Source organism: Rhodomicrobium vannielii ATCC 17100 (genome assembly GCF_000166055.1).
GTDB lineage: Bacteria > Pseudomonadota > Alphaproteobacteria > Rhizobiales > Rhodomicrobiaceae > Rhodomicrobium > Rhodomicrobium vannielii.
Window position 1 is genome coordinate 1,587,809 of record NC_014664.1, and the last position, 24,601, is coordinate 1,612,409.

Annotated in this window: 31 protein-coding genes; 14 read left to right on the plus strand and 17 right to left on the minus strand. The window is 61.3% G+C overall.

What is annotated here, in order from left to right; all coding sequences use genetic code 11:
• Window positions 1-125 precede the first annotated feature (125 nt).
• The 6 genes from tnpA to RVAN_RS19570 all read left to right on the plus strand — a co-directional run bounded on the left by tnpA (window position 126) and on the right by RVAN_RS19570 (window position 5,788).
• Complete coding sequence (tnpA, locus tag RVAN_RS20985) at window positions 126-533, plus strand: IS66-like element accessory protein TnpA (RefSeq protein WP_041787200.1); 408 nt, start codon at window positions 126-128, stop codon at window positions 531-533.
• Window positions 530-877 (plus strand): IS66 family insertion sequence element accessory protein TnpB, encoded by a 348-nt coding sequence (gene tnpB, locus RVAN_RS07250; protein WP_013419097.1) that lies wholly within the window; start codon window positions 530-532, stop codon window positions 875-877. The genes tnpA and tnpB overlap by 4 nt, the downstream gene beginning before the upstream one ends.
• Before the next feature lie 96 nt (window positions 878-973).
• Window positions 974-2,557: an IS66 family transposase gene (gene tnpC, locus RVAN_RS07255; RefSeq protein WP_013419098.1), complete on the plus strand. Its 1,584-nt coding sequence runs from the start codon at window positions 974-976 to the stop codon at window positions 2,555-2,557.
• 312 nt (window positions 2,558-2,869) lie between these two features.
• Window positions 2,870-3,754 carry an ArdC family protein gene (locus RVAN_RS07260; RefSeq protein ID WP_013419099.1) on the plus strand — a complete coding sequence of 295 codons (885 nt, stop codon included), beginning with the start codon at window positions 2,870-2,872 and terminating at the stop codon, window positions 3,752-3,754.
• A 125-nt stretch (window positions 3,755-3,879) separates the two neighbouring features.
• Window positions 3,880-4,845, plus strand: coding sequence for an HNH endonuclease (locus tag RVAN_RS07265; protein ID WP_013419100.1), 966 nt, complete (start codon window positions 3,880-3,882; stop codon window positions 4,843-4,845).
• A gap of 31 nt (window positions 4,846-4,876) precedes the next feature.
• Window positions 4,877-5,788, plus strand: coding sequence for a S1/P1 nuclease (locus tag RVAN_RS19570; RefSeq protein ID WP_013419101.1), 912 nt, complete (start codon window positions 4,877-4,879; stop codon window positions 5,786-5,788).
• 64 nt (window positions 5,789-5,852) lie between these two features.
• Here RVAN_RS19570 and RVAN_RS19575 read toward each other — a convergent pair whose 3' ends face one another.
• Complete coding sequence (locus tag RVAN_RS19575; RefSeq protein WP_081449413.1) at window positions 5,853-6,182, minus strand: type II toxin-antitoxin system RelE/ParE family toxin; 330 nt, start codon at window positions 6,180-6,182, stop codon at window positions 5,853-5,855.
• A 42-nt stretch (window positions 6,183-6,224) separates the two neighbouring features.
• Complete coding sequence (locus tag RVAN_RS07280; RefSeq protein ID WP_041788568.1) at window positions 6,225-6,485, minus strand: type II toxin-antitoxin system ParD family antitoxin; 261 nt, start codon at window positions 6,483-6,485, stop codon at window positions 6,225-6,227.
• 571 nt (window positions 6,486-7,056) lie between these two features.
• Between RVAN_RS07280 and RVAN_RS07285 the strand changes: the two genes are divergently transcribed.
• The 5 genes from RVAN_RS07285 to RVAN_RS20600 are packed head-to-tail and all read left to right on the plus strand — an operon-like array spanning window position 7,057 to window position 8,495.
• On the plus strand, window positions 7,057-7,281 hold the full coding sequence (locus RVAN_RS07285; protein WP_041788570.1) for a hypothetical protein: 225 nt from the start codon (window positions 7,057-7,059) through the stop codon (window positions 7,279-7,281).
• Window positions 7,278-7,445 (plus strand): hypothetical protein, encoded by a 168-nt coding sequence (locus tag RVAN_RS20465; RefSeq protein ID WP_013419105.1) that lies wholly within the window; start codon window positions 7,278-7,280, stop codon window positions 7,443-7,445. The genes RVAN_RS07285 and RVAN_RS20465 overlap by 4 nt, the downstream gene beginning before the upstream one ends.
• Window positions 7,442-7,639: a hypothetical protein gene (locus RVAN_RS07290; RefSeq protein WP_013419106.1), complete on the plus strand. Its 198-nt coding sequence runs from the start codon at window positions 7,442-7,444 to the stop codon at window positions 7,637-7,639. Before RVAN_RS20465 ends, RVAN_RS07290 begins: the two co-directional genes overlap by 4 nt.
• Window positions 7,636-7,845: a hypothetical protein gene (locus RVAN_RS07295; protein ID WP_013419107.1), complete on the plus strand. Its 210-nt coding sequence runs from the start codon at window positions 7,636-7,638 to the stop codon at window positions 7,843-7,845. The genes RVAN_RS07290 and RVAN_RS07295 overlap by 4 nt, the downstream gene beginning before the upstream one ends.
• Window positions 7,842-8,495 carry a hypothetical protein gene (locus RVAN_RS20600; RefSeq protein ID WP_013419108.1) on the plus strand — a complete coding sequence of 218 codons (654 nt, stop codon included), beginning with the start codon at window positions 7,842-7,844 and terminating at the stop codon, window positions 8,493-8,495. Before RVAN_RS07295 ends, RVAN_RS20600 begins: the two co-directional genes overlap by 4 nt.
• A 360-nt stretch (window positions 8,496-8,855) precedes the next feature.
• On the opposite strand, the gene RVAN_RS07310 is transcribed toward RVAN_RS20600, so the two are convergent.
• Window positions 8,856-9,308, minus strand: a complete 453-nt coding sequence (locus RVAN_RS07310; protein ID WP_013419110.1) for a hypothetical protein — start codon at window positions 9,306-9,308, stop codon at window positions 8,856-8,858.
• A complete protein-coding gene (locus RVAN_RS07315; RefSeq protein ID WP_013419111.1) occupies window positions 9,292-9,999 on the minus strand; it encodes a ParA family protein in 708 nt (235 codons plus the stop codon). Before RVAN_RS07315 ends, RVAN_RS07310 begins: the two co-directional genes overlap by 17 nt.
• A 343-nt stretch (window positions 10,000-10,342) precedes the next feature.
• Here RVAN_RS07315 and RVAN_RS07320 point away from each other — a divergent pair, with 343 nt between their 5' ends.
• On the plus strand, window positions 10,343-11,398 hold the full coding sequence (locus RVAN_RS07320) for a replication protein RepA (RefSeq protein ID WP_013419112.1): 1,056 nt from the start codon (window positions 10,343-10,345) through the stop codon (window positions 11,396-11,398).
• Window positions 11,399-11,828: 430 nt separating this feature from the next.
• Here RVAN_RS07320 and RVAN_RS07325 read toward each other — a convergent pair whose 3' ends face one another.
• Together RVAN_RS07325 and RVAN_RS20085 are read right to left on the minus strand one after the other, a co-directional pair.
• Window positions 11,829-12,974, minus strand: a complete 1,146-nt coding sequence (locus RVAN_RS07325; protein ID WP_155942378.1) for a hypothetical protein — start codon at window positions 12,972-12,974, stop codon at window positions 11,829-11,831.
• On the minus strand, window positions 12,955-13,365 hold the full coding sequence (locus RVAN_RS20085; protein ID WP_013419114.1) for a hypothetical protein: 411 nt from the start codon (window positions 13,363-13,365) through the stop codon (window positions 12,955-12,957). Before RVAN_RS20085 ends, RVAN_RS07325 begins: the two co-directional genes overlap by 20 nt.
• A gap of 288 nt (window positions 13,366-13,653) precedes the next feature.
• Here RVAN_RS20085 and RVAN_RS07330 point away from each other — a divergent pair, with 288 nt between their 5' ends.
• Window positions 13,654-13,815: a hypothetical protein gene (locus RVAN_RS07330; protein ID WP_155942379.1), complete on the plus strand. Its 162-nt coding sequence runs from the start codon at window positions 13,654-13,656 to the stop codon at window positions 13,813-13,815.
• A gap of 9 nt (window positions 13,816-13,824) precedes the next feature.
• Here the strand turns inward: RVAN_RS07330 and RVAN_RS07335 are convergent, their stop codons facing one another.
• Both RVAN_RS07335 and RVAN_RS07340 read right to left on the minus strand, forming a co-directional pair.
• A complete protein-coding gene (locus RVAN_RS07335; RefSeq protein WP_013419116.1) occupies window positions 13,825-14,478 on the minus strand; it encodes an RloB family protein in 654 nt (217 codons plus the stop codon).
• The gene (locus RVAN_RS07340) at window positions 14,465-15,736 is read right to left on the minus strand and encodes an AAA family ATPase (protein WP_013419117.1); all 1,272 of its coding nucleotides are present in this window, start codon (window positions 15,734-15,736) and stop codon (window positions 14,465-14,467) included. Before RVAN_RS07340 ends, RVAN_RS07335 begins: the two co-directional genes overlap by 14 nt.
• A gap of 351 nt (window positions 15,737-16,087) precedes the next feature.
• Between RVAN_RS07340 and RVAN_RS07350 the strand changes: the two genes are divergently transcribed.
• Window positions 16,088-17,209: a Fic family protein gene (locus tag RVAN_RS07350; protein WP_013419118.1), complete on the plus strand. Its 1,122-nt coding sequence runs from the start codon at window positions 16,088-16,090 to the stop codon at window positions 17,207-17,209.
• A 371-nt stretch (window positions 17,210-17,580) separates the two neighbouring features.
• Here RVAN_RS07350 and RVAN_RS07355 read toward each other — a convergent pair whose 3' ends face one another.
• The 9 genes from RVAN_RS07355 to RVAN_RS07395 form a co-directional block, all read right to left on the minus strand.
• The gene (locus RVAN_RS07355; RefSeq protein WP_013419120.1) at window positions 17,581-18,762 is read right to left on the minus strand and encodes a site-specific integrase; all 1,182 of its coding nucleotides are present in this window, start codon (window positions 18,760-18,762) and stop codon (window positions 17,581-17,583) included.
• Between the two features lie 392 nt (window positions 18,763-19,154).
• Entirely contained in the window at window positions 19,155-19,559 is a 405-nt protein-coding gene (locus tag RVAN_RS07360) for a hypothetical protein (RefSeq protein WP_013419121.1), read from the minus strand.
• Entirely contained in the window at window positions 19,543-19,827 is a 285-nt protein-coding gene (locus RVAN_RS07365) for a hypothetical protein (protein ID WP_013419122.1), read from the minus strand. Before RVAN_RS07365 ends, RVAN_RS07360 begins: the two co-directional genes overlap by 17 nt.
• The gene (locus tag RVAN_RS07370; protein WP_013419123.1) at window positions 19,824-20,294 is read right to left on the minus strand and encodes a helix-turn-helix transcriptional regulator; all 471 of its coding nucleotides are present in this window, start codon (window positions 20,292-20,294) and stop codon (window positions 19,824-19,826) included. The genes RVAN_RS07365 and RVAN_RS07370 overlap by 4 nt, the downstream gene beginning before the upstream one ends.
• Window positions 20,291-20,800 (minus strand): HNH endonuclease, encoded by a 510-nt coding sequence (locus RVAN_RS07375; protein ID WP_013419124.1) that lies wholly within the window; start codon window positions 20,798-20,800, stop codon window positions 20,291-20,293. The genes RVAN_RS07370 and RVAN_RS07375 overlap by 4 nt, the downstream gene beginning before the upstream one ends.
• A 3-nt stretch (window positions 20,801-20,803) precedes the next feature.
• Window positions 20,804-21,007, minus strand: coding sequence for a helix-turn-helix transcriptional regulator (locus tag RVAN_RS07380; RefSeq protein ID WP_013419125.1), 204 nt, complete (start codon window positions 21,005-21,007; stop codon window positions 20,804-20,806).
• Window positions 21,008-21,019: 12 nt separating this feature from the next.
• Window positions 21,020-21,943 carry a hypothetical protein gene (locus RVAN_RS07385; protein WP_013419126.1) on the minus strand — a complete coding sequence of 308 codons (924 nt, stop codon included), beginning with the start codon at window positions 21,941-21,943 and terminating at the stop codon, window positions 21,020-21,022.
• On the minus strand, window positions 21,940-22,935 hold the full coding sequence (locus tag RVAN_RS07390; protein ID WP_013419127.1) for a YqaJ viral recombinase family protein: 996 nt from the start codon (window positions 22,933-22,935) through the stop codon (window positions 21,940-21,942). Before RVAN_RS07390 ends, RVAN_RS07385 begins: the two co-directional genes overlap by 4 nt.
• A 177-nt stretch (window positions 22,936-23,112) precedes the next feature.
• Window positions 23,113-23,742: a helix-turn-helix transcriptional regulator gene (locus RVAN_RS07395; RefSeq protein ID WP_013419128.1), complete on the minus strand. Its 630-nt coding sequence runs from the start codon at window positions 23,740-23,742 to the stop codon at window positions 23,113-23,115.
• Between the last annotated feature and the right edge of the window lie 859 nt (window positions 23,743-24,601).

Here is a 24,601-nt window from a genome sequence, read left to right on the forward strand (position 1 = left end):
CCTGGGCATTGGCTTGCCTCTCTGTGCGTTTGCCGGTAAGCCTCCGCTGAGGGCCGCCTTGCGGGGCGTGTAAGAGACAGGTCTTGTCTGTGACGCTTGTCGCGACAGGAGCTATGCCCGTGCCTATGTCTGGAGATACTTTTGCCCGCCGGTATTCCGTAGTTGCTGATACCCGGCGCCGCTGGAGCGAGGACGAGAAGCAGGCGATCATCGCCGAGGCTTTGCAGCCCGGCGTGAATGTGTCAGCGGTCGCCCGCAGGCATGGGATCAAGCCAAGCCTTCTGTTTCGTTGGCGGAAGCTGGCCAAGAACGACGAGAAGCCAGAGCCCGCACCGGCATTCCTGCCGGTCTCTCTGACGGCGCCAGGGAAGAGCCGCGACACGATCTACGATCACAGCGCCAGTGACGCGCCCGCCGCCGATAATCGCATCGAGATCGAGCTTTTGAACGGGCGGCGCGTGCGGGTTGGCCCCGGCGCCGACATGGGCGCGTTGAAGCGCATTCTCGATATTGCCGACGGGAGGAGACCATGATCCCGGTTCCGACCGGCGTGCGGGTGTGGCTGGCGACGGGTCACACCGATATGCGCAGGGGCTTCCCGTCGCTGTCCTTGCAGGTCCAGGAGGTTTTGCAGCGCGATCCTTTGAGCGGCCATCTGTTTTGCTTTCGCGGCCGCCGGGGCGATCTTCTGAAGGTGATCTGGCATGACGGCCAGGGCGCCTGCCTTTTTACGAAGCGTCTGGAGAAAGGCCGGTTCTTGTGGCCGAGCCCGGCTGACGGCGCGATCTCGATTTCGCCCGCGCAGCTTGGCTATCTGCTCTCCGGGATCGATTGGCGCAATCCGCAAAAAACCTGGAGACCGACTTCGGTTGGCTGACGGTTTGCCTTTGAAAACGTTGGCGAACCATGATTCTCTTGTCGGGTGACCACGCCGCTTGACGCTCTTCCTTCCGACCTTGCCGCCGCGCATGCGATGATCCTCGCCGAGCGCGCCGCCCGCCTTTCCGCCGAGGCCGTTGCGGCTCGCGCTCGCGCGGCGACATCCAGCACGGACGCGCTGATCGCTCATCTGAGGCTCGAGATCGAGAAGCTGCGGCGGGTGCTTTACGGTAGCCGCTCGGAGCACAAGGCGCGGCTCCTGGAGCAGATGGAGCTTCAGCTCGAAGAGCTGGAGACAGCCGCGGCCGAGGACGAGCTTCTCGCCGAGACAGCCACAGCCCGGACGCAAGGCACGCCATCCTCTACGCGCAAGCATCCATCGCGCAAGCCTTTCCCGGCGCATCTGCCGCGCGAGCGCGTGGTGCTCCCGGCGCCGACATGTTGTCCGTCTTGCGGCTCGACGAAGCTGTCGAAGCTCGGCGAGGACGTCACCGAGACGCTCGAGGTTGTTCCGCGCCGCTGGAAAGTCATCCAAACGGTGCGCGAGAAGTTCTCCTGCCGGTGCTGCGAGGCGATCGCGCAACCGCCGGCGCCCTTTCATGCAACGCCGCGCGGTTTTGCCGGGCCGGGCCTTTTGGCCATGATCTTGTTCGAGAAGTTCGGCCAGCACCAGCCTCTCAACCGGCAAAGCGAGCGGTATGCGCGCGAAGGCGTCGAACTTTCCGTCTCGACGCTGGCCGATCAGGTTGGGTCCTGCATGGCGGCGCTGCAACCGCTCCAGGCGCTGATCGAGGCCCATGTTCTTTCGGCCGAACGGTTGTTTGGCGACGACACGACGGTGCCGATCCTGGCGAAAGGCAAGACAGTCACCGGCCGCATCTGGACCTATGTCAGAGACGATCGCCCTTTTGGCGGGACCGCGCCGCCGGCCGCGCTTTACTACGCTTCGCGAGACCGAAGGCAGGAGCATCCCGAGAGCCATCTTCGAGACTTCGCCGGCATTTTGCAGGCCGACGCCTATAGCGGCTATAACGGGCTTTACGATCCGGCGCGCGAAAAAGGCGCCATCGTCTCGGCGCTGTGCTGGGCGCACGCCAGGCGCCAGTTCTTCGAACTGGCTGACATCGCCGCCAACGCGAAGCGCGGCAAACAGGCGCCGGCCATCTCCCCGATTGCGCTGGAAGCGGTCAAGCGCATCGACGCGCTGTTCGACATCGAGCGCTCCATCAACGGCCTTCCCGCCAGCGAGCGCCTGCGCGTGCGCCAGAAGCAAAGCGCGCCGCTTCTGGCCGATCTGAAAACCTCGCTTGGCGAGGAGCGCTCGCGATTGTCGCGCTCGGCTTCCGTCGCCAGGCCCATCGATTATCTGCTCAAGCGCTGGGATCGGTTCGCCGCTTTCCTTGGCGACAGCCGCATCTGCCTGAGCAACAACTCGGCCGAACGAGCGCTGAGAGGTTTTGCGCTCGGAAGAAAGTCGTGGCTCTTCGCCGGTTCAGATCGCGGCGCCGACCGGGCCGCCTTTATGATGACGATGATCATGACGGCCAAACTCAACGGCATCGATCCGATGGCTTGGCTGGCCGATGTGCTCGCCCGCATCGCAGGCCAGCCGCAAAGCCGACTCCATGAGCTGCTGCCCTGGGAATGGAAGCAGCCCGGCTTGCAACTGGCGGCGTAGTCATCAACCGCAAGCGCTCACGCTGCGGCCCTCACCGGATGCTTACGTTTGCCGGAAGCCAGCGAGGGTCTCCCAGCCGAACAACCGACCGAGAACGGGCCGACCTGTGCTCCGAGGCCGCGCGCGGATCATCTGTGCCCCTTTCCCGCCGGGCCTGCCCGGCTTTCCCCAGCGCCTAAGCCCTTCGGCGGCGCCCCGCAAGGGGCAGGCCCTCCGCTGACGCGGCCCTGACGGGTGCGGGTCTTCGCGCGCGCGGGCTTTCCGGGGCGCGGAGCCGGGCAATCAGGCCCGGCGAAGGAAAGGACACCTTCCATGACCCGCGCCGCACCTTCCCTCGACGTCTATCAGGCCGTCACCGACCGCATCGTCGCCGCCCTTGAATCCGCCGGGGAAGCCTCCCTGCCGTGGCATCGCCCGGGCCTCGACAGTCTCCTGCCGAAGAATGCTTCCACCGGCAACGGCTACCGGGGCATTAACGTCGTCTCCCTGTGGGCCGAGGCCCAGCTTGCCGGATACACCCGCAACCTTTGGGCCAGCTACCGGCAGTGGCAGGAACTCGGAGCCCAGGTGAAGAAGGGCGCCAAAAGCTCCATCGTCATCTTCTACAAGGAGTTCGAGGTCGAGCCCGAAACCGCCAACCCCGACGACGACGGCAAGCGCCGGGTCGCAAAGGCGAGCCGCGTGTTCAACGCGAGCCAGGTCGAGGGGTTCGAGCTGCCGCCCATGCCGGAAAACCTCGGGCCGATCGCCCGCAATGCCCGCGCGGACGAGGTGGTTGCCGCCACCGGCGCCGACATCCGCCACGGCGGGGAAGCGGCCTATTACCGTCCGTCCGCCGATTACATCCAGATGCCCGAGGAAGGGCTGTTCATGGATAATGCCCATCGATGCCGGTCGGAGGCTTACTATTCCGTGCTGTTCCATGAGCTCGGGCACTGGAGCGGTGCCGAACGCCGCCTCAACCGCAAGCTCGGCAACAAGTTCGGGTCGCCCGACTACGCCCTGGAGGAGCTGATTGCGGAGCTGACCAGCGCATTCCTCTGCGCCGAGCTCCGGTTCTCCCCGCAGCCGCGTCCCGACCACGCGCAGTATATCGCGAACTGGCTCAAAGCCCTGAAATCCGACAAGCGCGCCGTGTTTACCGCGTCCGCGCGGGCCGCCGAAGCTGCCGATTTCCTCGTGAAGCCCTCCTCGTGAGGGCTTTTCATTTTGCGGACGCTTGGAAGGGGCATGGCACCTGCGCTGATGCCTCATCGCCAGGGATTGCAAGTCACCGAGCGCACCCGTAAGAAGGTACTTGTTCGTAGTTACACCGGCTTCCCATGCGCTTTTGGTGGGTTAATCAGAACCAGACCTATCGCCACGAGATCCGAGGCGGATACCTCTGGTCGCCCAAGCGCAATGCCAACGGTAATCGCAACGCTTTCTACGAATCCATGCGAGAGGTGGCGCCGGGAGACATCGTATTCTCCTTCAAAGACACCCTTATCTGTGCCATCGGCGTGGCGCAGTCCTACTGCTGGGAAAGCCCCAAGCCAGACGAGTTCGGTAACGCCGGGGCCTATTGGGAAGATATCGGCTGGAAAGTCACCGTGCTGTTCACGGAACTGACGCACAGGATCCGGCCTAAAGACCACATGGACCTGCTGAAGGCTCTTCTACCCCGAAAATACAGTCCGCTCCAGGATAGCGGCAACGGCAATCAGGCCGTCTACCTCACTGAGGTGCCCGAGGGCATGGCTGATGCCCTCGTGGGACTTATCGGTTATGAGGCCCAAGTTGTCCTGCATGCAGCCGGGGAGGTGCTGCCCGTCCCGGCTGACGATCTTGAAGAGCAGGAACGGAAAATCGAACACAGGATCGAGGCGGACAGTACGATCGTGGAGACCGACCGCCAGGCGTTGATTCGGGCGCGGCGCGGCCAAGGCCTGTTCAAGGACCGGGTTAGCCGGATTGAAGCTTGCTGCCGCGTAACTAAAGTCGACAACCCAACCCATCTGATTGCCAGCCATTGCAAGCCTTGGCGAGATTCAACGAACGAGGAACGGCTCGACGGGGAGAACGGTCTTCTTCTCACGCCGAGTATCGATCACCTATTCGATCGGGGCTTCATCAGTTTCGAAGATACGGGGAGGCTCATCATCTCACCCGTGGCGCACAGGCCATCCCTTCGGAGGATGGGGGTCGAGACCGACAATCCCGTGAACGTCGGCGTCTTCACGAGCGGCCAGAAGAAGTTTTTGGATCTCCATCGAAACGGTGTGCTTCTTCAAGCCATGCGCGGGTAGCGCACTTCAATAATTGATACGGACGACGATTTTGAGAAAACACATACCAGCCGCCATCCTTACAGTTTGTTCTGCCGTATTCCATGCCGGTCCTGCCTTCGGATGGGGTGACACCGGCCACAGGATCATCTGCCGCATAGCTTACGACGAGCTGCGCCCGGAGGTCCGTGGCAGGGTTGATGCGCTGGAAGCGATTGATCCCCGCTACAGGACGTTTACTGACCTTTGCACAGCCGCCGACAAGTCTCCCCGTATGCGGCCTGCGGAGCATTTCGTGAACCTGCCCCGTTCGGCCCGGTCCATTGATCCAGCGACACCATGCCCAGTATCGGATCGATGTGTGGTGTCCGCCGTCCTTGATGATATGCGCGACCTCGCTTTTGCCCAGGACGTTACCGAGCAACTCCGTCTTTTGAAGACCCTGACGCATTTCATGGGGGATATACACCAGCCCATGCATGTGAGCTTTGAGGATGACAAAGGCGGCAACCTCATTAGCGCGTCGGGCCTGTGCGGACGAAGCCTTCATGCCGCGTGGGATAGCTGCCTTATTGAAAAGACGCTGGGATTCGATTCGGACACTATCGCTACGTCATTGGAGGCCGAGATAACCAGCGGCGACCGTTCCCGTTGGCTCGCAGGCGACATTGGCCCCAAGGCCGTGGCCAGTTGGGCAAACGAAACCTTTACCATTACGACGCGGCCGGAGGTTGGCTATTGCGAACGGGCCTCGGACGGGTGCCGCTACAGCGCATACCAGCCCGAATATCACGGAGGCGCCCAGAAGGTGGTCGTTGTTGACGAGCACTATCTGTCCGTGAACGCTCCCTTCGTGCGGGACCGCATCAAGGCAGCAGGTGTCAGGCTCGGCGCGGTTTTGAACAGCGTTCTTATGCCAGACCAGTCACCGGTCGGTGAATACCCCGAGCGTACACGGCAATAAGAGACGAGGTCGGCAGTGCCGTTTCTGGGGAGTAGTTCCTGTCTCCTTCGAAGCATTGCTGCGGCTAATGCTCGAAATCGAATACAATCGCGCTAACGTCCCTTGCGCCATGCAGAAAGCGAACGACGCGGGTTTCGCGGTCGGTAACGCGGAAATAGATGCAATAGTCGCCCAGAACATGCAGGCGAAGGCCGGGGCTTATCCACTCGCGGGATACGCCACTGTGACCAAGATCGGCGAGAGCAACCAGCTCGTCATCGATGCGCTGAAGGAAGCGCATGGCAACCTCGCCACCCGCCTTCTCCGTCAGATGTGTGATGGTTTCGCGGATATCAGCGCGAGCGGCATCGGAAATGTCGAGCCGTTTGGGGGAAAGCGGAGGGTGAGTCGGCATGCCGCACTGTAAGCGGCTTTTCAACCTTTGGCGAGACGGGGCTCAGCGTTTGATGGCGTCCTGCATTTCCCGCACCAGGTCTCCCGCTTTGTAGCTCCGGAAGCGCCCGGCAGCCAAGTCGGCATCGCCCTCGGCGATAGCCTGCCGCAGGGCCTTGAGCTTCAGCTTCTCTTGTTCCAGAAGGCGTAGTCCGGCACGCACCACTTCGCTGGCATTGCCGTATTCGCCACTCTCAATCTGGGCGCTGATGAAGCGGTCATCCCGGTCCGTCAGGGAGACGGTTTTGCGGTATTGGGTGGACATAGTCTGCTCCCTCTTCTCGACCACAGTATAGGTCATATCATACCTAATCACAATAGGTGTGATATGTAATTCGCACGCTCGGTCCCGGTGGTCCATGCCAGAGAGCTTCAGGGTTAGGTGCGGCAAGGCTCCATCTCCAGCGTCCGATGCAGGTCACCAGAGTTTGCGTTCGGGCCGTTAGTCAGCGGGGTGCCTAGTGGCCCGCGTCGTGGGTTTCCTGAGCCTTGGCATGCCCGGCCCATCTGCCGATCCCTTCTCTATCCAAAACGCCGCCTGAAGGCCCAGACGAGGCGTTGCCTGCCCCGAGGAAGACCGGGGTGGACTCCGCTTGGACGCCGATGCCCTGACGGGGCTCTCCTTTGGCAAGGAAATCCTCCCCAAGCGGCCTTGAAATGTCGGGTGGTCTGGACCCCGGCGCGTACCAGCCAAGGGGCTTCCCCAGCTTCCGCGCTTCGCTTGTGCAGCCGGGCGATGCCCCTCCCCGTTGGCAGGCCCGCTCATGGCCGGTGTCCCTCTCCTTACCCGACAGGCCGCAAAGGGTGCGGTCTCGAACCAAAAGGAGAAACCCATCATGAGCAACAAGCAGCAACCCGGAAGAAAGCCCACCCACGGCGTCTTCCACATCCGGGGCGAAGGCAAGAACGCTTACTGGACGAAGATCGGCGCCGCCTGGATCCACGAGGACGGCGAGGGCCTGAACCTGAGCCTCGACTTCATCCCGACCGATGCCAGCGGACGCCTCGTCATCCGCGCCAACAAAGCCGACGCGCAAACCCAAGGGGAGGCCGCCCGATGAGCCGCAGCGACTACGCCTTCCTCGCCGACCAATTCCCGGAGTTCAGGCTCCGGGCAAGGTCCGACCAGGAACTGGAGGACCTGCTCGATGCCTGGTTCGCCCACGACCACCTCGACGATAATCCCGTCTACAGCTGGAACGACGACGAAGAAGACGCCCAATGAGTCAGCTCAAGAGCTACACCGTCGCGATGATCATGTGGGAGACCTGGAACATCTGCGTCGATGCCGCCTCGGCGGATGAGGCCAAGGCACAAGCCCGGGCCTCTTACGAAAGGCACGGCCGTGGAGAATTCTCCCATCAGGCCAGCGGCGTCGACGGTTTCGAGATCATCGACGAACAGGAGGCCGACGAATGAGCACCGTCAATCCCTCCTGCAAGGACTTCACTATCATCCTGTACGAACGGAACGTGTTTCAGTTCACGGTCAGGGCCGAAAACGAGGAAGCTGCCGAAGACGTTGCCCTGGAAACCTACTACGGCTGGTCGGAAGCCGACCGCGCCCGATACATCTCCGGCGAACAGGGCGGCGTTGAACTGGACATCGAGGAGGCCGCCCAATGAGCGCCCCTCGTCTCCTCCTGCCCCATGAGCTTCGCACCCGCCATCTCGTCACCGAGACTGCCCGGGCCTTCCGGTTCGGGCCACGGCTCCATCCCAATCGGGCTGCCTATGAGTTCTACCCGACGCCACCTGAGGCAACCCGCGCCCTCCTTTCGGCTGAGACGTTCGACGGTCCCATCTGGGAGCCCGCCTGCGGCACCGGTTGGATCTCGACGGAACTGATTGCTGCCGGGTACGACGTCGTGTCCACCGACCTGGTCGATTACGGTTACGGTGAACCGGGCCGGGATTTCCTTGCTGAGCGAAAGCCGCTGGCGAGGCACATCGTCACCAATCCACCCTACGGGCGCGGGCTCGCCGATATGTTCGTGAAGCACGCGCTGGAGCTGACCGCCGAGAGCGGCGGCACGGTCGCGATGCTGCTGAACCTGTCGAGCCTTTGTCATCCGCTGCGGCATGCGTTTTACGTGAGCCACCCACCCGCCGTCATCTATGCGCTCGACGAATGCATCTGCTGGCCGTATGGCGACCCCGCACGGGCGACCACCACCATCGCAAAGCAGCGGTATTGCTGGCTGGTGTGGAAACATGGGCATTCCGTGGCGACGGAGTTCCGGTGGCTGCGGGTGCAGGACTTCGGCAGGACATAAACGAAACAGCCGGTTTTCACCGGCTGTTCGAGGGACACGCTACACGTCTCTCTCTTCCTGTCTAATCCTCTGTAAAGTATCTGCAATAATAGACAGGAACGATAGAACTAGCCCAAGTATAGCGCCCCAGAGAGCCGCCAACAGGCGCCACTCTTCAGGCGCTAAGAGATAGGATTGTGCCGAAAGAATCGCGAAGTACGAGAATGTAAACCACTTTCTCATCTGCACCTCCCTAAGGCCGCACCCCTTTGACCGGGGTGGTCAAAAGTACAAGTGCGCCGAGTGCAGAGGCTTATGGGAGGCGGGAGAATTGCGACTGACGGGGCTTCCGCAAAGCAGGGCGCTGGAACCGTAAGGCGCCTAATCCCTCAGGATATCGATCCGCGCAGCAGAGTCGGACTTCCTGCCGTCGCAAAGGAGATCTTCCTTCCGCACCGGGATCTTTGCCAGCGCCAGCGCATGAAGGATATAAGCCGTCACCGTCATGTCCTTCTCGAACGCGCGTTTCCTGAGGGCCTTTGAGACATACTCGGGCGCATAGATCGTGATGGAGGTCCGTTTTCCAGATGCGGCATCGGGCTCGCTCTGCTCGGCTTTCGGCCTGACGGGCTTCGGCCGGAGTCGCACGGGCTCGGGCTGCGGCGCGATTGAATGCACCACGGCTTGGCGGGGCGCGCTGTCGGCGACGTCCTGAGGGACAGCCTCGGGCACCACCAGCGCCGGGATCTGCTTCTCGTCCATGAACTCTTCCATCGCAGGGCCAAGGCCGAGGTTGAACGTATCCCGGCGTTTCAGTTTAAGCGGCGAGTTCATGGACGGCCTCCTCCGGATTGATGATGTCGAGGACTTCACCCAGGAGGGCATCGATCTCCTCAATGGTCTTTTTGACAGGAGCCCGTGTGTCGTCGGCAAAATGCGGGGGCTTCCCGGTGAGGAAGGCTTCCCGGTAGGCCGCGCGGTTATAAAGGAGCGTCCGGAATCTTGGCAAACCGGCCGCATCGATCTGCTCGACGGCGGCTGTCTGATAGGCCGGATGAAGCGGGTGAACATCGTTCAGGAGAATGAGGTGCGGGATCTTCTTGATCTGGCCGCGCGTGACAGCGCGAATGTCACGCAGAAGCCGCGTCGCCTGCACGAGGTCGGGGCCGCTGATGCGGGCGGGTGTGATGATCAGATCCGCAGCCGTGGCGGCGATGTACAGAGCCCTCTCCGCCGAACCGGCGACATCGATGAGGATGGAATCATACCCGGCGTCAACCTGGGATTCGAGCGTGTCGGTTAGCTGGTCGCTGGCCAGCGCCTTGACGGTGAGGCCCGCAACAGCGTCGGGATACTTTTCGTACCAGTCGGCGAGGGTTTTGTTGTTGTCGAGGTCAAGGATCAGAACCTTGCCCCCACCCCTGACGATCGCCCCTGCCAAGGAAAGGCAAAGGGTCGATTTGCCGACGCCGCCCTTGGGAGACCCAAAGACGATGACGCTGGCGCGTTCTTGCAGTTGTTCCATGCAGGCAATATCCGGACATCAGGAGATATGGTCAACAGGACAACCGGAGATATGGAGAACTGAACTGCCTGTCTTTAGTAAATCACGAACTCCGGTGTGACTGAAATGCAGCAATATTGAGATGCATATTTGGTGAGATACGTTAATCCATAACTCTTGATTTCCATAAATAAGGCATTCAGGTTTAGCTGACTTCCATACATCAAGAGAAAAAGAAGTCAGTAGAACATGACAAACATAACTCTGGAGAACCACATTCATGCTTATCAGGAGTTCCATAAATCTTGTCATTCAACAGTCGAAGCCGATTCCCTGAAACGCAAATCCGCGCTAATGTCTTCTCGTGAAATTGACCGACGCCCCAAACATCCGCGACCAGGACCTTCTGGCCGAGCTGGAGCGTCAGCGCACGAGCCCCGTTCTGGAAGTCATTATCCGCCAGCTGGAGCAGAAGCAGGCGAGACGCGATGAACTGGCGGCGCTTCCGCGCGACCAGCGGCGGCGCGTGGTGACGGCGGGCGCGCTTGAGCTCTCGGAGCCGTCGAAGCAGGACCTTCGCCATATCCACAGCGTGCTTGCCATCTGCGGCCTGCCTTACGACCGGCTGCCCATCGAGCAGCGGGAGTTCGAGCGCAAGCAGGGCAACATGGCGCTGGATGTGACAGCCGGTTTCCTGCGCGACCCCAATGGCGAAAAAATCCACCAGCCGGTGCCCTTCGGGCCGAAGGCGAGGCTGATCCTGATGCACCTTTGCTCGGAAGCCATCCGTCAGAAATCCCCGACCATCGAAATCGCCGACACGCTGACCGGCTTCGTCCGCGACATGGGCTTCCCGAAAAGCGGCGGCAAGAAAGGCCCGCTGACCGCGTTCAAGGAACAGCTCAACGCGCTTGCCGCCTGTACGATGAAGCTCACCGTCTGGAACGGGGAGCGCGTACGGACACGCTCCATCACGCCCATCGACGAGATGGACCTGTGGCTTCCGACCCATCCGGACCAGCGCAGCCTCTGGCCTTCGACCGTCACGTTCAGCCCGGCCATGTATGAGAGCTTGCAGAAGCACGCCCTTCCCATCAACACCCATGTCGTCAGGGCTTTTGCCGGGTCCGCGCGGAAGCTTGACCTGTATTTCTGGCTCGGCTACCGCATCCACAACATCGAAGAGCCGGTCACCATCAGCTGGGAGGCGCTTAAGGACCAGTTCGGGTCCGGCTTCAAGCGGGACAGGGACTTCCGGGCAAACCTTGCCCGCGAGCTCAACGAAATCAAGGAAACGCTAAGAAAGCTGCCGGTGAGCGTCACCGAGAACGGCCTGAAGCTCACGCCCGCCGAACCGAGCGCGCTCGCGCTGCCCGTGGCGAAGCCGGTCAAGCCGACCCTCATCCCGAAGGCATCCTGAGCCCCCTTTCTGGCGCAGACTTACTCGCGCCCAGCCGCTAATTATTCCGCAGATTTTCAGGGCATTTTGGCGCCATAGCGCAGACTTGCTCGCACCTTGGCGCAGACTTACTCGCGGGGAGGCCCCATTTGGCGCAGACTTACTCGCGCCCTGACGCAGACTTGGTCGCGCTTTGGCGCAGACTTGCTCGCGCTTAATATAGAACAGAACATTCCAGAACACGCCCAGAACATCTCTTTTACAGAAAAGAATCAGAATTTCAGAAAAGGAACTCAAAATTTCGGTACGATGAAATTCCTTTCGCACGGGGCAACCAGACCATTCCACCTGAGCCTCACGCAACGTCGGGCAATCAGGGGGCATGGAAGGCGGCCAGAGGCGGTTTTTTACACCCTGATAGAACCACCTTCGTTCGGGACGTCAAAAACCCCTATAAAGCCCGTTCAGGAAGTGCTGGCACGGGGGTAAACGAGACGTTTCGCCATGCCGCATCGGTTCCGACCGAGCCGCGTTCGATCCCGAGCTCATCGGCGATCGCCTGAAAGGCCATGATGAAGGCGGGCAAGGTGAAGGGGGCCAGCACGCCTTCCCGGCACCAGCCGAGATAGGCCTGATACAGCATCGGCGCGGTCAGCACGCCATCGGTCGCCGGATGGAGGCGCGCCAGCATGAAGGCGTCGACCTCGCCCAGCCGCTTGACGGGCACGACCGGAAGGTTTGACGGCATGGCGGGTTCCTTCGGAGCGGGGAGGGCGGCGTCGCGCCAGGGTGTGGTGACGAGATAGAGACCGAGCCCGCTTCCCGCTTCGACAAGCAGCGCAAGCAGCAGCGCGAGGCCGAGTTGCACGTCGTCGCTCCGGAAGGTCCTGTCGAACCAGCCGCCGAGCTTCGAGATGGCGGCGGCCTGCGGGTCCTCGGTGGTTGACGCGGCGGGGACCGTGTCGAGCTTTTGACGCACGTCCGTCAGTTCACCGTCGAGGCGGCCCGCTTCCTTCGCGGTGGCGAATTCGACGCCGAGGCGGCGCCAGCGCTCGCAGGGCTCGCGCGCTTCGAGCCGGTTGAGCGTGCATTCGCCCGAGAGGTCGCCGATTGTTCTTCGGCCGTAAACCGGTGTTGCGAGGATATCCGCCCGTTCCTGTTCGATGACGGATGGAGCGCGGGGGGTGCCGAGCGCGTCGCGGGCCGACTTGGCGCGGGTATAGCGGTCCTTGAGATCCTGGTACTTTTCGGCGCCGCCCTGCCGTTCGGCAGCCTTGGCGATGCGATGCTGGGCCGCGAAGCCGACCGCGCTTGAGAACGAATAGAGCGTGAATATGCCGAACACTGCTACCGCGCCGATGACCGCCAGCCGGTCACGCTTGCGGATGCCCCAGGCGATGGCAAACGGCATCATGGCCTTGATGCAATCTGCGGCGCCCGCGACGACGCCGTAGAGCCAGGCGTCGAACTCGGTGTCGGCGCTCCGGTAAGCCATGCGGAAGTTGAGGAGAACGGAGCCGAGGATCAGCACAAGACTGGCCGCGATCCCGAGGATCACCAGCACGTCGACGAAGTGGTCAGAATCCCTTTCCTTCACGGACACAGCGTAAGATGCCTTCCCATTCCTCGGGCTTGTAGCGCTGGCGGACCTGTTCGAGCTGATTTTCAATCGCCGAGCTCAGGACTTGTTCGCAGAAGGCATTCTTGTCAACTCCCGATGCAAGGCAAAGCACAGCCAAATCATGGGTGAGGGGTTCCGGAAGGCGAAGATTGAGGCGGCGGCGCTCGCCCTTGTAGTCACAGCGGCGCACCAAAGCTTTGGGAGCGGGTTTTAGCGCAACCGGCGTAGGGATTTCGATTGCGGGAGCGGTTTTCTCGACAGGCGCATGGGTTTGGGGAACCGGGGGAGCGGCTGGGACTTGGGGTGCCAACGGCTTAACCGGCGCGAACCGCCGCTTGAGTTCTTCCTGCCGCGCTGCCTTGTCCATATGTCGCTCTTTCCTGTGGTTGCAGCCTACTCAAATTCGCAACCGGGGACAATCGGATGTCTGGTCTTTTGCACTCCCGCGTTTGAAGACTTGCGCAGATGAAAAGCGTTGGAGATACGTAAGTCCTCACATGAGAATGGCCGCATATGCTTGATATCGCAGATGCTCACCTGTTCAGCACCGGCGTTGCGGGTTCTTGACGTATACAGGTCTTGGCCCGACCCTTTGGGCATGAGCTCCGCACCACCCACCAGCGTCAGGCCCGCCGCAAAGCTTGTAAAGCTCAGCGTGGAAGTGCCCGACTACGTGATGAAGAAGCTGAAGCAGCGCGCGCTCGATGAGGAGCGCTCCCTCCGCGCCGTGGTGCTGCGGGCCTTGCATCAGCACGGCATCGAGGTCGCCGAGAATGACTTCATTGACGACGGACGCCGGAAGGAACGGATTGCCTGACCGAAGCGATTACCGTGCCGCTCTGATGCTGCGAAGCAGCGAAACGACCTCATCCACCGAGGTGTAGGGATCCCTGCCGTTCTCGGGACTGAAACGGGCCTTAAGGCGCTGGGCTCTTGCAACAGCTTGCGCCAATGACGGTTCGGTGCGCTCGTAAACTCCTTCCATGCCCTTCTCATAGCCCGGGAGATCGCTCCGCAACTCCCGGATGAGTGCATGGCGGTGCCAGAAATCATGCACGTCGCGGAAATGGAGAAGGAGCCACAGCTCGAAACATGGAACTGAGGGTATCGCTATGAACCGGATGCTTTTTCCCTCGTCGTTTTTCCTGGACTGATCGAGGGCAGCTGCGCGGCGCAGGGCCTCATGATACGTGCGATGCTCATCGCGGTCGAAAACGGCGAATACCCACTCAAAGGCCTTTTCTTTCAGGAATAAGTCCCAAGCAGTATCAACGATCTGGATTGGCGCCGTACCTTCTCCCGGAACGATCCTGATATGGGCCGACGGCACCCTGTTCTGCTGGCGGATATCCTCGAAATAAATGGGCTCGGTCTTGCTGCCCTCGGTGACGATGAGGATGCGATCGTATGGAGGACGCGTCCCTTTCTTCCGGGCCAGGGCTCGGGCCTGCCGCTCGCGGGGATGATTATCGCGAGCCACTTTGCCTCCGCGAAATCAGCTTGTCGCGAAGGATGGGAACTCCCCCATACCGTCCACTGAGATAGCCCCGTTCGAGCGCTTCGCCTTTCCGGGGAGAAAACTCCGTAAGGGGCACCAGCGCCGAGGATTGATCCTGCTGTTTCTCCACCAGCCAGATCTGGTCCCGGCGGAGCAGGTGCCCCTCCAGCAAGGACGTATCATGGGTGGTAAAGACGATCTGCGCGCCCTTCCGGTTAAGCTCGGGATCCTGAAAGGCCTTTATGATCTGCCGGACGAGAAGGGGGTGAAGGCTGGCATCCAGCTCATCGATCACGAGAATCCTGCCCTTCTCAAGGATGTCGAGAAGGGGGCCAGCCAGCGAGAAAAGCTTCTGGGTGCCGAGCGACTCGTCAGCCAGATCGAACTCCGCTGCGATATTGCCCTTGTGAGTGAATCGCGGGACGAGGAAATCCCTTTCCACCCGATGCACATTGGAGGCTCCCGTGGTCAGGTCCATCTGCACCGTTTGCTCGAATCCCTTCTTCTTTTCCGTGGAAATGGAGGTGATGCCGATGTCGGCAGCGCGGAGCATGGAAACGATCGAATCCCGGCGTGGGGCTTCCTCCAGTGAAGACGCCGAGTAGTCGAATGGGACCTGCCGTCCGTCCGGGATGACAACGAGCGATTCCGCGAACCATGCGAACAGGGGCTGTAACTGTGCACTGTTAAGCTGGACCGCAGTCGACAAAAAAAGCGCGTTTGGCCGGGTTGCCTCCTGCCATGTGCGCTTCGGGCCGGTCAGATAGGAACCCGGCTCTATCTTGTCCTCGGTCCCTTCGACTTTCCTTTCAAACCACTTCTGGGGCTTGTTCCGGACATAGACCAGCAGCCACTCGGAGACGATCCTCTCGGGTGTAAGCTCAAAGCCGTATTGGTAGCGGACGCCGTCAATCAGTACCGTGATCTCGAAAAGCGTTGGCTCTTCGGCCGTCTGTCCGTCCAGTCGGAACGGCTGTACGTTGAACAGTTGTCCCGCCTGAATGAGTGTCGCCGATTCCAGCACAATGCCGCGCATGAGGGTGATTGCGCGGATTGCATTTGATTTTCCGCCCGCGTTTGCGCCGTAGAGAGCCGCCGCGCGGAGAACCGAGGGCACCGCTGGGACGCTGGTGTCGAATGTATTGGTGTCCCGCAGGTCGGTGTCGGTGGATGCGACCAGGGACAACGCGCTCTCGTCCTTGAAGGAGCGGAAGTTACGCACACGGAAGTCGATTAACATGGTGTTATCCCAATAATTTCGGCGATTATTGCGTATAATATGCAAAAATGCAAGTTATTTTGTATTTTTGGCTCAGAATGGCCTTATTTGGTGGTGCGCCCTCCGGAAATTCAAAAGGGAGCCGAAGCTCCCTCGTGAAGACTTTCGTCATCACCGGCCCGGCCCTGGCGTCCCCGCTGTACCTTGGTGCCAATCTTGTGACAAAAGCCGGGGGGGGCAACGGCTTGGCCAACCTGATTGCCAGCGGCGTCAGCACCGATGGAGAGCCCCCCCGAGGTTGAGGTAAAAAGGCTGGATTTCTACCTCAAGGTGAGCGCATATTGTGAGGCATAAAAGGGAAGTTTTTGCCTCATGGTGTGGAATTGGCAGCAAGATCAATGGCCTCAATTCAGCTGGAGGCCTGATGAGCTTGAGGGCCTGGAGAAGGCTTTCCTCAAGCAATCCGGCGTCCTGATCGGGGCGTATTTTCACGTCGACCCTGCCGACAAGGACCAGCTTGCCATCGACCTCATGAGCAACGAGGCCCTCAAAACCTCCCAGATCGAAGGGGAAATCCTTGATCGGGAGAGCCTTCAGCAATCCATCCGGCGTGATCTTGGCCTTGCCACCCTGCCGTTCAAGGCGCCCCCCGCCGAGCAGGGCATTTCACGGATGATGGTGACGCTCTATCGGACGTTTGGCGAACCGTTGTCCGCCGTCGCGTTGCGACAGTGGCACGCGATGCTGATGAACGGCCGCGTGGATATCCAGTGCATTGGCCGATACCGGACCGATCCCCAGCCGATGCAGGTGGTATCCGGGCGGCTTGACCGTCCCGAGGTTCACTTCGAGGCCCCTCCCGCCGGGCAAGTCTCTCGGGAAATGGCGCGATTCATCCGGTGGTTCAACGAAACCGCCCCCGATGGGAAGAAGCCGCTCCCGCCCGTCACGCGGGCAGGGCTGGCCCACCTGCACTTTGTTTCCGTCCACCCCTTCGAGGACGGTAATGGCCGGATTGCCCGTGCGCTAGCCGACAAAGCGCTGGCGCAGGGACTGGAGCAGCCGAGCCTGTCGAGCCTTTCGCAGGTCATCCAAAAGCGGAAGAAGGATTATTACGACGCGCTGGCGCGTAACAACCGGGAGCTTGATATCACGGACTGGCTGGTCACGTTCGGGGGCATGATCGTGGATGCCCAAGCCTATACCGAAACCATGATCCGCTTCCTGATTGAAAAGACACGCCTCTATGACCGCATCCGGGGGCAGCTCAATCCGCGTCAGGAGAAGGCTCTCGCGCGGATGTTCCGGGAGGGGCCGGACGGGTTCAGGGGCGGGCTCAGCGTCGGCAACTACATCTCCATCACCGGCACCTCGCGGGCGACCGCCACCCGCGATCTTCAGGAACTGGTGGCGCTTGGGACGCTCATCCGGACGGGCGAGATGAAGTCCACGCGGTATCACCTGCCCGCTCAAGTGAAAGCAACGGGGACGTAAACAAAAAGCCGGTTCGAGACCGGCTTTGTCGTAGGGGAGGCAGCGCACTTTCGCGCGCTGCCTCTGGGGATCATTTGAGAATGATCCCCAAGTTTAGTAGGATGTAGAACAACCAGAAGATTGGGCTTTTAGTGTATCCCACACTCCAAGCCCACCCTAACAGCACCCAGCTCAGTATTATGAACTGGAGCACTGTTAGAATCTGGTTTCCAACTGAAACAGAAGATGTCTCCATCTGCACCTCCCTACGGCGCACCCCGCCGAGTGGCAGGATAACGGGTTAAGTGCGCCAGTGTGCGAAGGCTTATGGGAGGCTGAGCGAAAGCCCCTGACAGGGCTCTCTCCTGACAGTCGCGCTTCGCAGAAAAGCCTTATTGCGGCGTGGAGGGTTTGCCCCCGGATTGAAGCGCAGTCCCGATAAGCGCGCCCGCCGCTTCCACCAGTTCGGCCGCCACCTTGTCGGCCACATGGGCATAGCGCGCCGTGGTCGCTGGCTGGGAATGACCCAGAACCCGCCCGATGACGGGCAGGGAGCCGCCGAGGCCCACGCTGACGCTCGCGAAGGAATGGCGGAGATCGTGAATGCGAACATCGTCGAGGCCCGCTTCCTTGCGGATCCTCCGCCACGGCTTTTGCAGGTTGACGAGATGCTGGCCTTCGACGCGGCCCACCAGGACGAAAGGGTTGCTGTTGAGGCGCGGCAGGGTGCCGAGCAGGTCGAGGGCGGCCTGGTTCAATGGGATGACCTTGGCGCCGGTCTTGCTGTCCGGCAGGTTCAGGATGCGGCGGTAGGTGTCCACGTAGGTCCAGCGCAGGGTAAGGATTTCCGAGAGGCGGGCGCCCGTCAACAGCAACAGACGAATGGCTGCGATGATGTAGGGATCGACCGTCTTGTCGTCTTCTGCCGCTGCGAGCGCCGCGCCGAGCCGCGCCAGCTCATCGGGGCTCAAATAGCGCTCTCGTTTGGTTTCCCGGTATTTCCGGATGTTGCGGCATGGATTGCTCTCCGCTGGCCTCAATCCCTGTTCTTCCGCCCAGTTCATGATCTTGGAGAGGACCGACAGGGCATGATTGGCGTTGCGCGGTGTTTCCGCATGCCGGGCGTGGAAGGTTGCCACCGAGGTCTTGCGGATGTCGGCGATCGGGGTTGCGCCGAACGCGGGCTTCAGGTGCAGGCGGATGATGGTGCCGTAGGATTCACGGGTCCGTGGCTTGAGCTTCGGGAAGTGGATGGCGATGAACTGGTCCGCAACGTGCCCGAACAGCAAGCCCTTGGCGCGCTTGGCCTGTTTCTCCGCGCCGATATCGTTTCCCGACGCGGCTTCGCCGAGAAGGCGCAGGGCTTCCCTGCGGGCAGTCTCGACCGTCCAAGGGCTTCCGAATTTGCCGATGGTGACCCAGCGTTGGCGGCCGTTCACCCTTGTCTTGAGCACGAAACTGACGCTGCCGTTCGCGTTCGCCTTGGCGGCGAACCCCTTCACCTGCCCGTCCCACAGCGTGCTACCGGGGGACAGTGCCTGAACGCCTGTGAGCGTGATCTTGATGCCCGCCATCCGATGATCCGTAAGCTGACGACCTACCACCGACCTACCAAATTCCTCCGCTCCGGGGGAGATGCCGACGCATTGCTCCGTAAGATTATCCAATAAAAACAGGCTTTTTCGTGGATGGCGGGACGGCGCCGTAAGCGCCGCGTCAGATTCCTAATCTGGGGGTCACAGGTTCGAATCCTGTCGGGGACGCCATAAAATCAATAACTTACAGCCTTAAAAACCTCCTCAAAAATCTGCATTTTGCTCCGGTGTACACTCCCGCATACACACATCAGCGGGGAGAGAGTGACAGGTTTTGCACGGTTTCGCATCGTGCCGGCCAGCTGGGCGGGGCCTTCTCGCGATTAGCTTGACGGCGGATTGTCCGCACGCTCGCGCGTGCGGAAGCGTGTTCATTGGGCGGCCTCGACCTGGGGCGAGGTCACTTCCATGACGTGCGTCGCACGGCCATGTCTCCACTCGCCGCCATCCGGACGGCGTCCGGAATAGACTGCGTACTCACACACCCATCGGGGCAACGGCCGCTCTTCGAACCATGCCAGCAAATAAGGCGTGGCAGGCTGCGCCTCGCTCACTGGCTTCCATGTCGGCCGGGCGAGCACCGACCGAAGCTTTTCGTCGTTCGCGGCGATAAGCGCCGAAAGCTCCGCCGTGAAAGCATCCAGGAAGGCGGTTCCGCTCTCGGCCGCGAACGCGGCGCGTCCTATCATCGTAAGCGCGATGTCGCGCGGCGTGACGCTCTCAGCAATTTTCGAAACGAGTCCCTCATAACCGGGGATATCAAGCGCACTTTCCATTTGCGGCCCTCTCTTGTGCTGCCAGGGTGTCTTCGATGTCCCGCGCTATGGCTGCCTTCGACGCGAGCCACATTGCGATCTCGATCTCGAAATCGGTCGCGATAGAAGCTCCGTCGCGTTGTCGCTTCGCGCTGATGATTTCGGTGCAGGTCCAGCGTTCGCCCCGGTAGTCGGGGCCTGTGCGCTGGAGCCGGGCGATTCCGTCGAAGAGGCCGTTGCGACCGTCTTCACCCTTCGCGGGAAATCCCCTGAAGGCATAGCGGATCATGGGGCCGCCTCCGAAATCGGACGAAGCACGACCTCGAAGCCGAGCGCGCCGGCGAAGGCGACCAGGTTGGCAAGCTGAGGGCTCGCACCCGCCCGCCACGCGAACATGGCGTTGACGCTGATCCCGCTGCGCGCCTCGAGGTCCAGGAAGCTCATGCCGAGGCGCTTCCGTTCAGCGAGAAGCATCGCCATTACGTCCGACTGCTCGTTGAAGGCCATCTCGCAAGCGGGCGCGCACTCGCGGTGAAGAACCACCTCGAAGCCTAACGCGCGGGCGAAGGCGACGAGATTTCCCATGGTGGGGGCTGACCTGCCCGCCAGCCAATATTGAGCGGAGTTGATTGCAACGCCCGACCGCGCCCGAAGCTCGTCGTTTCGGATGCCGATACGGCGACGCGCCTCAAACAAGGCCGCGATGGCTGGGCGCTGGTTGGTAAGACTGATTTCGGTGGTTGCGGGGGCCGTCATGCGCTGACCCTCCGCTCTTTCCGCATCGCATCGCGCAGCCGAACTTTCTCGGCCGCTGACAAAGTGCCGGCTGCGGCGTTGCAGCGTCGATGGGCGAGGAAGCAGTTCGAGAGATGGTTCGGGCCGCCGTGAGCGACCGGCACGAGATGTTCGATGGTGGGCGCCATGTCAGGATCGCAAGTCACGCCAGGCGCAGGCACGGCGTGGCCGCAGAAGAAACAGCCCGCGCCATCGCGTGCAGCAAGCGCGGCGAACCGCTGCCGAAGCCGCGATGGCGTGCGCCCGCGCCTTGTTGCTGCGAGGGCGGGGATCTCCCCACGCTCGAATTGTTGCGCGAGGGCTAGAAGCGCCGCCGGCCAGATCTGCCGGCCGCGCCTCGTTCGATGCGCGACGAGGATGCCGACGCTCGTCCGCACGCGAATGACTTCCCATTCGTTCACGGGCCCGAGCACCTCGCCGCCGCAGCCGGACAGCCATATTTTGAACGCGTCGAGGTCCGGGGGCATGGCTCAGTTCGCCTCCCGCGTGCTCGTGCGGATCCGATCGCGCTGGGTCTCGAATTCGTTCACGTCTTCGGCGCGATAGAAGATGATGCCCGAGCGCTTGAGGAAACGGGGGCCCGTTCCGAGCCGCCGCCATCGGGCAAGGGTGACCTGCGACACGCCAAGGCGCGTCGCAAGCTCTGGCGTTCGCAGAAGCTCTGCGTCTGACATCGTTCAGTCCTCTCAGTCTGGGGAGTAGCCGCCGTCTTCACCGGGCGCGTCGAAGACGTCGCCCGCGTCGGTGTAGTCGGCATCGATGATTTCAGCCTTCGCCGGAGCGGCGGCTTTCGGCTCTTCACGCTTTGGAGCGGGTTTCTTTTCCGGCGCGGCCTTCTCTTCGTCAGCCTGCTTTGCGTCTTCGGCTTTCTTCAGCGCGGCGTGCACGCCCTTCGGGCGGCCGACCGGCTTTTCATCGGCCTTCGCGACGGGCTCGGCCTCGATGACCCCGCCCTTGAGCGGCACAGTATCGAAAGCGGTGTCCTGTACCTCGTCCACGGCGGGCATTCCGTTCAGGACGTGCGGTGCGTAAAGACGCCCGAAGAACGCGGCGGCGCGATAGCGGCCCATGAGATCCGGCATGGACTGCCACTTCGAGCCGCTGCGGAAATACCAGCCTTCAGAAACGGCCATAGAGAGCGTGACGGGCGGACCTTCGAGCACCTCGCCGGTGCCCTTTTCGACCGCGTAGGCGATGAATTCCTTGTCCTTGATCTTGACGCTCTTGGCGACCCGCTCTCTCGCACCTTTCGGCCCGGTCCATTCGTAGGTCGTCGCGTCGCGCTCGCCGAGGTCCGTCACGCGAAAGCGGATAGGCGAGAACAGGCCGCAGGCGTTCAGGGCCGCGATGATGAAGTTTGACGCCCAGGACGGACGCCCTTCGATGACATGCAGGTTCTGCATCACCATCAAGGGCGGGATCCGCATGCGGTTCGCGATGTCGAGCGCGATAAGCGCGTTGCCCATGTTCTCGCCGCGGTAACTTTCGGGAACGAGGTTCGATGAACAGAGCGCCCGGCAGATCCGTTGCGCGGTCGAGAATGCTTCGTCGCCGGAGAAGACGCTGAGCGGCTCCTGCCGTTGCACGGTTAAGGCCGTGGTTTCGGTCATGACTTGCCTTTCTTGGGCTTTGGCTGGGTGATGCGGAGGTTGCGGTAGGTCGTGGCGGGATAGTTCACGACCGATGCTGCGCGATGCGTCGTGGTGGCGGAGACCTTCCAGCCCACTCCGAAGACCGTCTCGGTGTCCTTCAGGAAATCGAGAAGCTCGGCGCGGGTGGCCTTCTTCAGGTCGTCCGCCTTCTTCGCGGCCACCTCGGCCTCGTGCGCCGCCTCGATCAGCTTTGTGAGCGTGTCCCGGTCCACATCCGGCTCGGGTTGGTCGAGGTTGATGCTCTTGCCCGGCTCTGCGTTGCGGTAGAGTGCGCGCAGCGTCTCATAGTCCTTGAGGTAATCTGGGGCTGGCGGCTCGCCGCGCGCGACGCGCTCGCGCATTTCGCCGGCGGCTGTGAAGATCTTCTCGATGACCTCGGCGTCGGCCTGGCGTTCGAAGAGCTTCACGGTGTTGCCGCCGACGAGCCCGCCGATCACACCCCACGAGAAGCCGCAAACGCCGATCTGGTGTTGGAGCTGGAATTCGATGTGGGGCGGGGCCTCATCCTCGGCCCAGTCGTCTTTGCCGACGAAGAAGTCGACGTTCTTGATTTCGAGACAGCCATAACCGAGTGCGGGGCGCGCAGGATCGAAGACGATGTAGTCGGGCGAGCAGCCGAGGCCGGAATGGTCCTTCGAGCGAGCGTAGAGGAAGCGGTGCCCGTCGATGATCTTCCAGCCGTTGTCCTTGCAGATGCCGCGCGCAATGGCGCTTTGCAGGCGCTTGCCCCAGCGCATGCGCTCGTTTTCCTCGAACTCGACACGCAGCGTTCCGGCCAGCTGATGATAGAGGTCGAAGGGCGTCTGGTAGGGCGAGACGCCAAAGAGCGCAGCGGCCTGAGTGGCTGTGATGTCGCTTTCGCGGAGCGCCAACCAGGCGCGCTCGGTGCTCGGCTTGAACCACTCAGCATCGCTTGAGTACGGTTTGCAGTTTGTCAACGCAGTAGACATGCTAAATTCCCTCCCCGTCGATCAAGGCGCGCAGCCCGAACTTTGAGAAGGCGAGAACCGGCGCGAACGCGCCGAACTGAATAGGGGGTGCCATGTGGTGGAGTCGGTTTGCTGTTGCTGTAGTTTACAACATGCAAACCGTCTCGCGAAATGTCAACAATAAATGATAGGTCTTAACTATCCCGCCAGAATGGCGATCACCGGCGCGTAGGCGTCCAGCTTCGAGGTGATGTCTTCGCATCCAACTGCCGAGAGAAAATAGCCGTCTTTTTCCAGGCGGTCGACAAAGCGCATGAGAATGCGGCCATCGGCGAGCCAAACCATGTTGTAGCGGCCGACCATCGCTTCGGGATCGACCGGCCTTTGCGAGCCGACGACACACATGGAGCCATCGAACATGGCCGCCTGAGTGCCGGCTGTTCGATACTCAAGCGCCTGGGCACCTGCTGGCGCATCGATCTCAAGCCGCACCATCGTGCGCCGCCTGCTTGGCGGATAAAGATCCACCGCGAAATCGCCGCCGATGGTCCCCGCCACTTCGAGCGTGACGCCGCGCTCCAATTTTGCCACCGCCTCTATGGCATCCATCATGTCTCCGGAAGTGCGGCGAGCGATCTCAAGAAGCGGCATCCGCAATTCTCGGGAAAGCCCCTGTGCCAGTTCGAGATTTGCGGATCGTTTCCCGTCGAGCACGAGGGAAAGCAGGCTTTTTGATATACCGAGACGCCTTGCAAGCTCCGCCTGCGAGGGGATCCGCAGCTCGGCGATGCGGCGTTCAAACCATTTGCGATCTATGTTTTTTGCCATCGTAGGACAAACGACCTCCAGGCCTACAGTTTAATGCGCCGGATTATCGGAAATGTTCTCGGATTGTCAACGATTATCATTAACCGATTGTGATTGCTCAGCGTCCCCGCATTTCCGCAATAACAAACCTCTTGCATGGTCGTTTACCATATGTCACCACTTGTCTCGCGTGCTTCGGGTGAGGAGTTGCGAAGGGAAAGCGCCAGATTGCCGGCTCGGGTAATTCTGCGCGCCTATATGGTTGACAACATGAAAACGAAAGAGGTTGTGCGGATGCAGCCGAATTCCATGACGACGGTCCGATGGCAGAGGGATGGTTTATGCCAGCTCACGTTGACCAAACCGGAAACAGATTATCAACAGATATGCAACTAGTTCTCGCCAACCGGGGGAGAGAAAGCGCGCGAGAACTGTCGCAGCGCATCACGGCGGCTCGTCGCTATTCCCCGATGTTCGAGAGCAGAAGGAGTGAGGACCGCAAAGTAAAAAATCGGCACCAAACGTAAAAAAGTTCCATCAAGGTCATAGAAATGCACCATCTCATCTTAGGGAAAGCGAGCTATCTTTGGGCACTTGGCGCCTCCCTAATCGTGATCGCTCGCTACACGAGCGTTAGTGTCGCTGATCTGAGAGATCTGATCAGCCGCAACCCCCAGGACTTTGCCGTACCCGCATTGGATTTTCCACCGACGGATGCAAATCTGGCCGCACCCGGAACGTGCGGGGTTCCCGCCTATTTCATGAGGCCCGGGCTTTGCGAGTATTCAATCGAGAGAAACGGCGATCTGTCTTCCCCGCGAGCTCTGTGCTGCGGGGAGCCCACTGCTGACGGCCTGAGCTATTGCCCTTATCACGCCAG

What these genes read in the sequence shown, in the direction of transcription:
- tnpA (WP_041787200.1), top strand. Translation starts at nt 126, where the DNA reads ATGTCTGGAGATACTTTTGCCCGCCGGTATTCCGTAGTTGCTGATACC.
- tnpB (WP_013419097.1), top strand. Translation starts at nt 530, where the DNA reads ATGATCCCGGTTCCGACCGGCGTGCGGGTGTGGCTGGCGACGGGTCAC.
- tnpC (WP_013419098.1), top strand. Translation starts at nt 974, where the DNA reads ATGATCCTCGCCGAGCGCGCCGCCCGCCTTTCCGCCGAGGCCGTTGCG.
- RVAN_RS07260 (WP_013419099.1), top strand. Translation starts at nt 2,870, where the DNA reads ATGACCCGCGCCGCACCTTCCCTCGACGTCTATCAGGCCGTCACCGAC.
- RVAN_RS07265 (WP_013419100.1), top strand. Translation starts at nt 3,880, where the DNA reads ATGCGCTTTTGGTGGGTTAATCAGAACCAGACCTATCGCCACGAGATC.
- RVAN_RS19575 (WP_081449413.1), bottom strand. Translation starts at nt 6,182, where the DNA reads ATGCCGACTCACCCTCCGCTTTCCCCCAAACGGCTCGACATTTCCGAT.
- RVAN_RS07280 (WP_041788568.1), bottom strand. Translation starts at nt 6,485, where the DNA reads ATGTCCACCCAATACCGCAAAACCGTCTCCCTGACGGACCGGGATGAC.
- RVAN_RS07285 (WP_041788570.1), top strand. Translation starts at nt 7,057, where the DNA reads ATGAGCAACAAGCAGCAACCCGGAAGAAAGCCCACCCACGGCGTCTTC.
- RVAN_RS20465 (WP_013419105.1), top strand. Translation starts at nt 7,278, where the DNA reads ATGAGCCGCAGCGACTACGCCTTCCTCGCCGACCAATTCCCGGAGTTC.
- RVAN_RS07290 (WP_013419106.1), top strand. Translation starts at nt 7,442, where the DNA reads ATGAGTCAGCTCAAGAGCTACACCGTCGCGATGATCATGTGGGAGACC.
- RVAN_RS07295 (WP_013419107.1), top strand. Translation starts at nt 7,636, where the DNA reads ATGAGCACCGTCAATCCCTCCTGCAAGGACTTCACTATCATCCTGTAC.
- RVAN_RS20600 (WP_013419108.1), top strand. Translation starts at nt 7,842, where the DNA reads ATGAGCGCCCCTCGTCTCCTCCTGCCCCATGAGCTTCGCACCCGCCAT.
- RVAN_RS07310 (WP_013419110.1), bottom strand. Translation starts at nt 9,308, where the DNA reads ATGAACTCGCCGCTTAAACTGAAACGCCGGGATACGTTCAACCTCGGC.
- RVAN_RS07315 (WP_013419111.1), bottom strand. Translation starts at nt 9,999, where the DNA reads ATGGAACAACTGCAAGAACGCGCCAGCGTCATCGTCTTTGGGTCTCCC.
- RVAN_RS20085 (WP_013419114.1), bottom strand. Translation starts at nt 13,365, where the DNA reads ATGGACAAGGCAGCGCGGCAGGAAGAACTCAAGCGGCGGTTCGCGCCG.
- RVAN_RS07340 (WP_013419117.1), bottom strand. Translation starts at nt 15,736, where the DNA reads ATGTTAATCGACTTCCGTGTGCGTAACTTCCGCTCCTTCAAGGACGAG.
- RVAN_RS07350 (WP_013419118.1), top strand. Translation starts at nt 16,088, where the DNA reads ATGGTGTGGAATTGGCAGCAAGATCAATGGCCTCAATTCAGCTGGAGG.
- RVAN_RS07355 (WP_013419120.1), bottom strand. Translation starts at nt 18,762, where the DNA reads ATGGCGGGCATCAAGATCACGCTCACAGGCGTTCAGGCACTGTCCCCC.
- RVAN_RS07360 (WP_013419121.1), bottom strand. Translation starts at nt 19,559, where the DNA reads ATGGAAAGTGCGCTTGATATCCCCGGTTATGAGGGACTCGTTTCGAAA.
- RVAN_RS07365 (WP_013419122.1), bottom strand. Translation starts at nt 19,827, where the DNA reads ATGATCCGCTATGCCTTCAGGGGATTTCCCGCGAAGGGTGAAGACGGT.
- RVAN_RS07370 (WP_013419123.1), bottom strand. Translation starts at nt 20,294, where the DNA reads ATGACGGCCCCCGCAACCACCGAAATCAGTCTTACCAACCAGCGCCCA.
- RVAN_RS07375 (WP_013419124.1), bottom strand. Translation starts at nt 20,800, where the DNA reads ATGCCCCCGGACCTCGACGCGTTCAAAATATGGCTGTCCGGCTGCGGC.
- RVAN_RS07380 (WP_013419125.1), bottom strand. Translation starts at nt 21,007, where the DNA reads ATGTCAGACGCAGAGCTTCTGCGAACGCCAGAGCTTGCGACGCGCCTT.
- RVAN_RS07385 (WP_013419126.1), bottom strand. Translation starts at nt 21,943, where the DNA reads ATGACCGAAACCACGGCCTTAACCGTGCAACGGCAGGAGCCGCTCAGC.
- RVAN_RS07390 (WP_013419127.1), bottom strand. Translation starts at nt 22,935, where the DNA reads ATGTCTACTGCGTTGACAAACTGCAAACCGTACTCAAGCGATGCTGAG.
- RVAN_RS07395 (WP_013419128.1), bottom strand. Translation starts at nt 23,742, where the DNA reads ATGGCAAAAAACATAGATCGCAAATGGTTTGAACGCCGCATCGCCGAG.